The organism is Amycolatopsis tolypomycina (assembly GCF_900105945.1).
In the GTDB taxonomy this organism is placed as follows: Bacteria; Actinomycetota; Actinomycetes; order Mycobacteriales; family Pseudonocardiaceae; genus Amycolatopsis; species Amycolatopsis tolypomycina.
Genome location: NZ_FNSO01000004.1, coordinates 7,441,789 through 7,452,472 on the forward strand (window position 1 = coordinate 7,441,789; position 10,684 = coordinate 7,452,472).

At 70.5% G+C, this 10,684-nt stretch carries 8 protein-coding genes; 3 read left to right on the forward strand and 5 right to left on the reverse strand.

The features are described 5' to 3' along the window. The first annotated feature begins 50 nt into the window (after positions 1-50). Together BLW76_RS43910 and BLW76_RS43915 are read left to right on the forward strand one after the other, a co-directional pair. Positions 51-3,281 (forward strand): GH92 family glycosyl hydrolase, encoded by a 3,231-nt coding sequence (locus BLW76_RS43910; RefSeq protein WP_091318244.1) that lies wholly within the window; start codon positions 51-53, stop codon positions 3,279-3,281. An 84-nt stretch (positions 3,282-3,365) separates the two neighbouring features. Then, positions 3,366-5,126: an ATP-binding protein gene (locus BLW76_RS43915; protein ID WP_091318245.1), complete on the forward strand. Its 1,761-nt coding sequence runs from the start codon at positions 3,366-3,368 to the stop codon at positions 5,124-5,126. Between the two features lie 3 nt (positions 5,127-5,129). Here BLW76_RS43915 and BLW76_RS43920 read toward each other — a convergent pair whose 3' ends face one another. From BLW76_RS43920 to BLW76_RS43935, 4 genes are all read right to left on the reverse strand, one after another. Then, positions 5,130-5,675, reverse strand: a complete 546-nt coding sequence (locus tag BLW76_RS43920) for a DUF4231 domain-containing protein (protein ID WP_091318247.1) — start codon at positions 5,673-5,675, stop codon at positions 5,130-5,132. 40 nt (positions 5,676-5,715) lie between these two features. Further along, on the reverse strand, positions 5,716-6,930 hold the full coding sequence (locus tag BLW76_RS43925) for a glycosyltransferase family 4 protein (RefSeq protein WP_482746696.1): 1,215 nt from the start codon (positions 6,928-6,930) through the stop codon (positions 5,716-5,718). Further along, positions 6,896-8,368: a serine/threonine-protein kinase gene (locus BLW76_RS43930; RefSeq protein ID WP_091318250.1), complete on the reverse strand. Its 1,473-nt coding sequence runs from the start codon at positions 8,366-8,368 to the stop codon at positions 6,896-6,898. The genes BLW76_RS43925 and BLW76_RS43930 overlap by 35 nt, the downstream gene beginning before the upstream one ends. A gap of 137 nt (positions 8,369-8,505) precedes the next feature. Then, entirely contained in the window at positions 8,506-9,306 is an 801-nt protein-coding gene (locus BLW76_RS43935; protein WP_091318252.1) for an inositol monophosphatase family protein, read from the reverse strand. Positions 9,307-9,335: 29 nt separating this feature from the next. On the opposite strand from BLW76_RS43935, the gene BLW76_RS43940 reads away from it, so the two are divergent. Then, positions 9,336-10,034, forward strand: coding sequence for a creatininase family protein (locus BLW76_RS43940; RefSeq protein ID WP_091318253.1), 699 nt, complete (start codon positions 9,336-9,338; stop codon positions 10,032-10,034). Here the strand turns inward: BLW76_RS43940 and ribA are convergent. After that, positions 10,023-10,676: a GTP cyclohydrolase II gene (gene ribA / locus BLW76_RS43945; RefSeq protein ID WP_167384928.1), complete on the reverse strand. Its 654-nt coding sequence runs from the start codon at positions 10,674-10,676 to the stop codon at positions 10,023-10,025. The two genes, BLW76_RS43940 and ribA, sit on opposite strands and share 12 nt — an antisense overlap. Between the last annotated feature and the right edge of the window lie 8 nt (positions 10,677-10,684).

Genomic DNA, 10,684 nt, shown 5'->3' on the forward strand with positions numbered 1-10,684 from the left:
GCTCGACAGTCCGCTCTTGACAACGTTGTCACCTGGGAGGTGCGCGCCCCATGGGGTCGCCAAGCAGACAACTGATCGCCGCGGCGGCCGTGGGGCTCGTGGTCGCCGCCACGACCCAGGCCACCGCACACGCCGCCACCGCAGTCGATCCGGTGAGCCTGGTCAACCCGTTCGTCGGCACGCAGAACTTCGGGAACACCTTCCCCGGCGCCAGTGCGCCGTTCGGGATGGTGCAGGTCAGCCCGGACACCGGCGGGCAGGGCGGCTACGACTACCTGCAGAACGCGATCTACGGCTTCAGCCAGACGCACCTGTCCGGCGTCGGCTGCGGCGTGATGGGCGAGCTGCCGGTCATGCCGACCACGGGCGCCGTGGACAACGTTGACAAGAACGCCTACAAGTCCGGATACAGCCACGACGACGAACACGCCGAGCCCGGCTACTACCGCGTCGGCCTCAAGAAGTACGGGATCGACGCCGAGCTGACGGCGACCGCGCGCACCGGCTGGCAGCGCTACACGTTCCCCTCGACCGGGCAGGCGAACGTCCTGTTCAACACCGGCCAGGCCAACCAGTCCGTCAAGGACTCCGAAATCCACGTCGTCGGCGACCGGACGCTCGAAGGGCGGGTCAAGGCCGGCGGGTTCTGCGCCGGCCACGACGAGCACACCGTCTACTTCACCGCCACCTTCGACCGGCCGTTCAGCTCGTTCGGCACCTGGCGCGGCTCGACGCGCACGCCGGGCGGCCGCGACGCCGCGGGCACCGGGAGCAACGGCGCCTGGGCGAGCTTCGACGCGACCACCGACCACGACGTCGTGCTCAAGGTCGGCCTGTCCTACACCGGGCTCGACGGCGCGCGGAAGAACCTCGCGGCGGAGACGTCGAACTACGACTTCGACGCCACCCGCGCCGCGCTGCACCAGCAGTGGGCCGACCGGCTCGGCGCGATCAAGATCGCCGGCGGCACGACCGAGCGGCAGACGGCGTTCTACACCGCGCTCTACCACGCCCAACTGCACCCGAACCTGGCCGGCGACACCGATGGCAGCTACACCGGCTTCGACGGCAAGGTGCACACGGCGAGCGGTTACACGCCGTACCAGAACTTCTCGCTGTGGGACACCTACCGCCCGCAGAACCAGCTCCTCGAACTGCTGGAACCGCAGGTCGCGCGGGACGTCGCCCTGTCGGTCGTCGCCATCGGCCGTGACGGCGGGTGGCTGCCGCGGTGGGCGCTGGCCGAGAGCGAAACGAACATCATGACCGGCGACCCGGTGACGCCGTTCCTCGTCGAGGCGTGGTCCAAGGGCCTGCTCGCCGGGCACGAAGAAGAGGCGTACGCGCTGCTCAAGAAGAACGCGACGAGCACGCCGCCCGCCGACTCGCCGTACAACGGCCGCTCCGGCGTCAACCACTACAACGAGCGCGGCTACATCCCGAGCGGGCTGACGCTCGGCACGGACTGCGCGGCCAAGGGCGGCGACAACGACTGCGAGCACCCGGCGCCGGCGACGATGGAGTACGCCGCGGCGGACGCGTCGCTCGCGCTGATGGCCCGCGGGCTCGGCCACCAGGCGGACGCGCGGATGTTCGCCGACCGCGGCCAGTGGTACCGCAACCTGTGGGACTCGTCGATCCAGCAGTTCCGGCCCCGTACCACCGAGGGCACGTTCCTCACGCCGTACAACCCGGTCGACGCCGCCCACCAGTTCCACGAAGGCGGCGCCTACCAGTACCAGTGGCTCGTGCCGCAGGACCCGGCCGGGCTGGTCTCCCTGATGGGCGGCCGGACGGCGACCGAGAAGCGCCTGGACTCGTTCTTCTCCTACGGCAATCTCCTGAAGGACCCGGCGGGCACCGCGCGGAAGGACTGGATCGCGAGCCCGTACGACTACTACGGCAAGGCGACGTACAACCCGAACAACGAGCCGGACCTGCTCGCGCCGTACATGTACAACTGGGTCGGCGCGCCGGCCAAGACGGCGACCGTGGTCCGCGCGGCGATGACGTTGTTCACGACGGGCCCCGACGGCATGACCGGCAACGACGACCTCGGCACGATGTCGGCGTGGTACGTCTTCTCGTCGCTCGGCCTGTACCCGACGATGAGCGGCGCGAACTTCCTCGCGCTGTCGAGCCCGCAGTTCGAGTCGGCGACTGTCCGGATCGGACAGTACGGGTCCGCCCAGGGCGGCACGCTGACGGTGTCGGCGCCGGGCGCGAGCGACGCGAACCGCTACATCCAGAGCGTGTCGCTCAACGGCCGGGACGTCCGCCAGACGTCGCTGGACTGGGCCTCACTGGCCCACGGCGGGACGCTTGCGCACAAGCTCGGCTCGCGCCCGTCTTCGTGGGGGACGTCGGTTTCCGCGGCACCGCCGTCGGTGAACAACGCGCCGGGCGACCCCCGGCGGCACGTCGACGCCTCGTTGCGGCAGACGTCCGTGGTCATCCCGGCCGGGGCGGCGCAGCAGGTGCACCTCGACCTCGACGTGGTGGCGCAGAACCCGGGCCTGCAGCCGGTGGCGGTGTCGGTCACGTCGCCGTGGAAGTCGCAGGTCCAGCCGCTGGTCCTGGCCTGGTCCGGACGGCTGCCGGTTTCGCGGACGGTCCCGATCACGCTGAACGTGCCGGCGTCCGCGGCGCCGGGGACGTACCCGGTGCAGGTCAGGGTGTCCGGCCCGAACACCGTGACCCGCTCGGCGACGGTCGAGGTGAGGACGCCGTCGGCGTGCGTGTCGCCGGGACCGCAGTGCGCGGTGGACCTCACCCGCGACCGCAACCACGACGGCACGGCAACGGCGGCGGCCTCATCGGAAGGCAACTTCGACGGCGGCGGCTGGAGCTACGACGCGGCTTTGCTCCCGGCAGCGGGCCCGGTGGTCTGGGACGACGTCACGTACGCGGCGCCATCCCCCTCGGGGACTGCGCTCAACTTCGTGGAGGCTCGCGGACAGTCCCTGCTGTTGCCGGCGGGGCAGCACGCGGCACTTCGGATCGTGGGCGCGTCGCACAACGGCCCGGTGTCGACGACGCTGACCGCGCACTACACCGACGGGACGAGCGCTGACCTGGCGTTGACGTTCGGCGACTGGGCCGGGTCCGGGAGTCCGGTGGTGCTGGAGATGCCGCACCGGATCAAGGCCGGCAGCGGGGTCGACGGGCCGGCGGTCCGGTTGTTCGGTCTTTCGGCGGGGTTGGACAGTGGGAAGACCGTGCAGTCGGTGAGCCTGCCGAACGATCCGCGGGTGGAGATCTACGCCCTCACCCTGGCGTGAGCACACTACGTATTCGACTGCTACCGTACGCAGCATGCTAATTAACATGTCAATTAGCATGCTGCCGAGGTTGCGGAGCAGACTGTGCAAGACGAAGAACTCGCGGAGATCGTCGAGAACCTCCGCCTTCTCGGCAGCGACGTGTCCGACGTCGAAGTCAAGAAGGCGGAGGGTGGTCTGCCACGTTCCGCCCGCGAAACACTCGTCGCCTTCGCGAACACTCGAGGTGGCACCCTGATCCTCGGCTTGGACGAGGGAGCGGACTTCGCCGCGACGGGCCTGTCCGCCCCGGCGAAGCTGTCCTCCGATCTGGCCGCCATGTGCGCGACCGACATCGAGCCACCCTTACGGCCTCATATCGGCATCCACGACTTCGAGGGCGGACAGGTCCTGGTCGCCGAAATCCCGGAACTGCCGCCTGACCGCAAACCCTGCTTCAGCCGTGGCGCCGGAATCACGCAAGGCAGCTTCGTCCGAGTAGGGGACGGGGATCGCCGGCTCACCAGTTACGAAGTCCAGCTTCTCCTGGCGAACCGCGGGCAACCGCACGATGACGAGGCTCCTGTGCCTGGTACCGGCATCGCCGACTTCGACCCGGCCCTCGTGGCCACGCTCCTGAACCGGCTCCGCACACGCCGCCCCTACGCGTTCGGCGAACTCGATGACATCGCGGCGCTGCGGCGGGCCAAAGCATTGGTCACAGCCGATAGTGGCACCGTCGTCGCCAGTGTGGGCGGACTGCTTGCCCTCGGCAGCTACCCCCAGGAACACTTCCCGCAGTTGATGTTGACCTTCGTCCACTACCCGACCGCGGAAGGCGCGAACACGGAGACCGGCGAACGCTTCGTGGACAACGTCGTGGCGGAAGGACCCATCCCGGTGATGGTCCGGGATGCGTTACTGGCCGTCCGGAAGAACATGACACGACGATCGGTCGTGCGCGGGGCCGGCCGTGCGGACGTCTGGCAGTATCCCGAGGCCGCCCTCCGTGAAGCCATCGTCAACGCGCTCGTCCACCGCGATCTCTCACCCGGCTCGCGAGGCACTCAGGTGCAGGTCGAGATGTATCCCGATCGGCTCACGGTCCGGAATCCCGGCGGGTTGTTCGGGCCGGTGACCGAAGAGCGGTTGGGCGAGGAAGGCGTTTCCTCGGCACGGAACGCGACCCTGCTCCGGTTGCTGGAGGACGTGCCGTGGCCAGGAGGCGGTCACGCCGTTTGCGAAAACCGCGGCTCCGGAATCCGGACGATGATCAATGCCCTCCGAGCGGCGCGCATGAGCCTGCCGGAGTTCAAGAACCGCGTGAGCACGTTCAGCGTCACTTTTCCCAACCACACGCTTCTCGGGGAAGAGACCGTCGACTGGCTCAACTCGCTGGGCGAACACGGCCTTTCGGAGAGCCAGTGCGTCGGCCTCGCGATCCTTCGGGAAGGCGGCCATCTCGACAACCAGACCTATCGGACGGAGACCCGTGTCGACTCTCGCGTAGCCACCCAGGAACTCGGCGATCTGATCGCCCGTGAACTGGTGGTGCAGACCGGCAATCGGCGCTGGGCACGCTACCGGTTGGCACCCTCCGTGTTGCCTGCCACTGGCGCGGCCTCAGGTGTCAGCGCACGTCGGGCGGATCGGCGCCGGGAGATCCTGAACGCTTTGGCGGAAGGCGAGCGTTCGCGTGCCGAGTTGGCCGCGGCCACCGGTCTCACCGGTCAGACCGTGGCGCACTGGCTTCGCATCCTCCGCAGCGAAGGCCTGGTGGAAGCGACGGAGGAGAAGGTACGGAACCCAGGCACCCGATATCGCCGGACCGGCAAGATCGCCTTGGGCGAAGAAGGCGAAGCCTGAAATTCAGCCGCGGACTTCGGGCGCCTGCGGCGGCCGATCGAGCTTGCGGAACTCGACCCACTGGCGGCTGGTCTCCTCCCAGACGACCTGGTGCCGGGCGAAGAACTCCTCGAGCCGTCCGCGGCTGAGCTCGGCCGATGGGGTGGACACGATGTAGTAGTCCAGCTCGTCGCGCAGGCGGTTGAAGCGGTACCGCGTCTCCGTCATCAGCACCCAGCGCGAGCGCCAGTTGAAGAACGTCTCGAGCCCGCCGAGGACCGTCACCAGTGCCACCATCGGCAGGGCGATCGACGCGCGGGCCGGGATCTCCTGGATACCGAGCACCACGGTCGAGGCCGCGGTGAGCAGGAGGGCGCTCACCCGGACGATCGACGCGCGCCGGCGGAACTGGCTCTTCCGGCTGTCCACCCAGTCCATGTCGGCCGAGACCAGGTCCCGGAAGGCGAGCAGCGATTCACGCAGCGGGCGATCCGGATCCCGGCCGGCGACTTCGAGCAACCCGCGTTCGGAGTCGGCGGACCGGCGTGGCGCCGGGCGGTGAAACGGCATCGGGCCAGGGTCGTGGAATCTCAGCACCCCGGCAAGGCCGTCAAGCGACGATCCGCGGTTCGGACGCCAGCCGCGACAGGACGAACGTGAGCCGCCGGGCTGCCACGTCCCACTCCTCCAGTGCGCTGCCCCGTCCCAACGCTGCCGTGCGCAACGACCTGCGCAGCTCCGGGTCCGCGTACCAGCGGTGGAGCGCGTCCGCGAGGGCGAACGGGTCGTCCGGCTCCACCAGCAGGCCCGGCATCTCGCCGTCGGCGTCGACGCCCAGTGCGTCGTACACTCCGCCCACCTCGGCCGCCAAGACCGGGATGCCCCTGGCCAGTGCCTGGGCGACGAACATGCCGGACGTCGCCGCGCGGGCCGGGATCACCAGCAGGTCCGCCGCGTTGTAGGCCGCGCCGAGGTCGACCGCGTCGCCTGCCAGCGTGATGCGGTTGCCGAGGCCGAGGCGCTCGATCGACCAGCCGAGCTCTTCGACGAACGCCGGATCCGCCTCGAGGGAGCCCGCGAACACGCACGACAGCGCCAGGTGGTCGACCTCGCCGAGGGCCTGGACCAGCACGTCGTGGCCGTTGCGGCGGGTCACGTCCCCCACGCAGAGCAGCCGGGACACGCCGTCCGCGCCCGCCGCCAGCGGGGCCGCGTCCGTGCCGGGCTTGGCGACGTACACCCGGCCCGGGTCGAGGTCGTGGCGGTCGATCAGCAGCCGGGCGAGCCACGGGCTGGTCGCCACCACCATCCCGGCCATCCGCAGCGTCTCGCGCTCGCACGCGTCCAGCTCCGCGGCGTGCGCGGGGGCCAGCCCCGGCTCGTCGGCCAGCGCCTGGTGGACCAGCACGGCCAGGCGCAGGCGCCGCGCGTGCGGGACGACGATCTCGGGCACGCCGGCGGCGATCATGCTGTCGAGCAGCACGACCGTCCGGTCCGGCAGCGCGGCGAGGGACCGCGCCAGTCTCCGTCTCGACGTCGCGTCGGGCTCCGGCCAGTCGCCGGCGATCGGCAGTTCCAGCACCGGCTGGCCGACGGCGGGCAGGTTCTGGCACATCCGCTTGTCGTAGGTGTCGCTGCCCGGCGGCGCCGCCGGGAGGATGAACACCATCGGGTCGGCGGGCCTCATCGCGCGCGCCGGGGCGAGGCGGTGGGTACGGGCACTGCTACCTCCAGCGTGGGTCGACGGCGGTGACGGCTCATACGTCACACGCACCCCAAGCCGGGACGGTTCAGCTGCTCTGCGAGTCGATTTTCCAGACGCCACCCTCTTGGACGAGCGTGAAGGTGTCGTTCTCGGCGTTCCCGCCGTCGTAGGTGATCCGCGCCGTGACCCGGTTGGGCCCCACTTCCCTGGGGTTGTTCACCTGCACCGACCTGTGTCGGCTCCAGAAGTTCTTGTACGTCTCGTATGTCTGGTTCCGCGAAGCCTTGAAGTTCGCCGTGAGCAGGTTCCAGGCCGCCGCCGGGTTGCTCGGCAGCAACCCGTAGTAGGCGACGAGCGCGTCGACGGGCGTCTTCGACGAAGCCACCGTCGAAACCGTCGGCGACGTCGACGGGGCCGAGGTCGGCGCGGACGGCGTGGACGAGGGCGCGGGGGAAGACGACGGCGGCGGCGTCGCGGGCGCCGAGGTGGATGGCGTCTGCGACGGCGGCGCGGCGACGTTGTCCGCCGGCGCCTTCTGCCGCAGGACCACCAGGATCACCACGACGACCGCCACGCACAGCAGCGCCGCGCCCGCCCCGACGGCGATCAGGCCCTTGCGCGCGCCCGGCGACACCGCCGTGACCTCACCCGCGGGCACAGCGACCGCGGCCGGCACGGTCGGCACGGCCGCGGGTTCGGCCTCGGGGACCGTCGCCGCGAGCACCGACTCGCCGGGCTCCTCGCCCGGCAGCAGCGCCAGCAGCTCCTGCTCGACCTCGTCCATCGACGGGCGCTCGGCCGGCTCGGAGGCGAGCATCCGCACCAGCAGCGGCGTCAGCCTGCCCGCCTTCTCCGGCGGCACGATCTCGCCGCTGGACGCCTTGTAGAGCAACGCGATCGGGTTGTCGGCGGTGCCGTAGGGCGACTGCCCCTCGACGGCGGCGTACAGCGTGGCGCCGAGCGAGAAGACGTCGGCGGCGAAGTCCGCGTCCTCGCCGCGGGCCACCTCGGGCGCGAGGTACGCGGGCGTGCCGGCGATCTCGCCGGTGGCCGTCAGCTTGACGTCACCGATCGCGCGCGAGATGCCGAAGTCGGTGATCTTCGCCGTGCCGTCCTCGGCGACCAGGATGTTGGCCGGCTTCACGTCGCGGTGCACGACGCCGGCGCGGTGCGCACCGGCCAGCGCCGAGCTGATCTGCGCGCCGACGCGGATGGCTTCGTCCACCGTGGCCGGCTGCTCGCCGAGCACCACGGCCAAACTCTTCGACGGCAGGTACTCCATCACCAGCCACGGCCGGTCCTCCTCCTCGAGGACGGCGAACACGGTGATCGCGTGGGAATGCTGCAGCCGGGCGGCGATCCGCGCCTCGCGCATCGCGCGGTTCTTCGCCTCCTGGGTGCGTTGCTCGTCGTGGTCGTGCGGCAGCAGGAGTTCCTTGATCGCCACGGTGCGGTCGAGCTTTTCGTCCTGGGCCCGCCACACCGTGCCCATCGCGCCGCCGCCGACCGGCTCGAGCAGCCGGTACCGATCGCGGATCCGGCGACTTTCCACGAGCATCCACCATTCTCCGAAGCGGCCGACGAGATCCGGTCAGCATGCCAGGCTGGGCGGCCGACCGGTACCAACGTAACCGAAAACCTTGCGCGGACAGCGCAATCCAGCGTTGTGGCGCCGCCCACGTGTACCCCGGAATCCTAACGAACAACCCCGTACGCACGATCAAGTGCGTCCACGATCTCCTTGCGCAGCCCGGCGCCGACGGCGATCGTCGCCGCGGAACCGACCGTGTGCTCGCTGCCGTCGCGGTCGACGACGGCGCCGCCGGCCTCGCGCACGAGCAGTACACCGGCCATGGTGTCCCAGGGGTTGTTGGACAGGATCAGTGCGGCGTCGAGCTTTCCGTCCGCCACCCAGGCGAGGTCGATGGCCGCCGTGCCGAGCATCCTGATCTTCTGCGCCCGCGCGCCGAGGTCCGACAGCAGCGTCAGCCGGGCGCGGTTCTTCTCTTCCGCGAGCTGCCCGATGGCGAAGTCCCCGACGGCGATCATCGCGTCGGACAGCTCCGTCGCGGTGGACGCGCCGACGCGCTTTCCGTTCGCGAAGGCGCCTTCCCCGCGCGCGGCGGTGTACGTGACGCCGAGGTACGGCAGCGCGATCGCGGCGACCGTGCTGTGTTCGCCGTCCACGAGCGCCAGGGAAATCCCGCAGAGTGGAATTCCGCGAGCGAAGTTCGCGGTCCCGTCGATGGGGTCGAGCGCCCACCACCGGCCGCCGCCGTCCCCGCTGCGGCCGCGCTCTTCGCCGAGGATGCCGATCTCCGGCGTCTCGGCGGCGAGGAACTCGCGCAGCGCGTCCTCGACCGCGGTGTCGACGTCGGTCACCAGGTCGCGATCGCCTTTCGCGGAAACGGAAAAAGTCGGGCGCGACCTGACGATCTCCGTCGCCTTCGCAACGGCCTCGCGCGCGACGTCCAGCAGTGCGGCATGCTCGGTCATGCTCACCAACCTAGTGAAGGGCCGCAGCGATGACCGATCTGTTCCCGCTCGCCACCACCGCCGACGAGCAGGAGCGGCGGGCGTCGGTCGCGGTGCTGCCGATCGGCAGCTTCGAACAGCACGGCGCGCACCTGCCCCTGGCCACCGACACGGTCATCGCGGCGACGCTGGCCAAGGCCGTCGCCGACGCCTACCCCGTGCTCCACCTGCCGCCGGTCACGATCTCGTGCTCGCACGAGCACGCGGGGTGGGCGGGCACGGTGAGCATTTCGGCGCGCACGCTGCACGCGGTGGTCACCGACGTCGCGGCGTCGCTGCAGGCGTCCGGGGTGGACCGGCTGGTGCTGGTCAACGGCCACGGCGGCAACTACGTACTGTCCAATGTGGTCCAGGAGGCGGCGGGCACGATGGCGCTGTTCCCGGGCGTCGCGGACTGGCAGGCGGCGCACACCGCGGCCGGCCTGCGGACCTCGCTCGACGACGACATGCACGCGGGCGAGCTGGAGACGTCGATCCTGCTCCATGCCCACCCGCACCTGATCCGCCCCGGGTACGAGGCGGCCGACCACGTCACCGACCGGGAGCACCTGCTGACGCTGGGCCTGCGGGCGTACACGGAGTCGGGCGTGGTCGGCCGTCCGTCGCTGGCGAGCGCGGCGAAGGGGCACGTGGTGCTGGACACGCTGGTCCAGCGCTTCGCCGGCGTGCTCGAGGTGTTAAGCGCCTGAGAAGACCTGGTCCAGGTGCGGGAGCAGGTGGGCCATCCGCTCGGCCTTCGTCCGCAGGTACCGCAGGTTCTCCGGGTTCGGCGGAACCAGCAGCGGAACCTGCTCGCTGATCCGGATTCCGTAGCGCGTGAGCTGTTCGACCTTCTTCGGGTTGTTGGACAGCAGCCGCACCGAGCGGATGCCGAGGTCGGTCAGGATCCCCGCCGCCGCGTGGTAGTCGCGGGCGTCGACCGGCAGGCCCTGGGCCACGTTCGCGTCGACCGTGTCGAGGCCCTCGTCCTGCTGCAGCCGCATCGCCTCGAGCTTCGCCAGCAGGCCGATCCCGCGGCCCTCGTGGCCCTGGACGTACACCAGCACGCCCGAGCCCTCCTCGACGATCCGGTCCAGCGCCGCCGCCAGCTGGTCGCCGCATTCGCAGTGCGTCGAACCGAAGACGTCGCCGGTCAGGCACTCGCTGTGCACCCGGGTCAGCGCGCCGAGCGGGGAGACCTCCCCGTACACCAGCGCGACCTGTTCGATGCCGGCGCGGTCGAGGTAGCCGACCGCGCGGAACGTCCCGTGCCGGGTCGGCAGCCGGGTTTCGACCACCCGCTCGACCACGGCCCGGCGCGGCAGATCCCCCACGAGATCGCTTGCTGTCATCGTCTCCA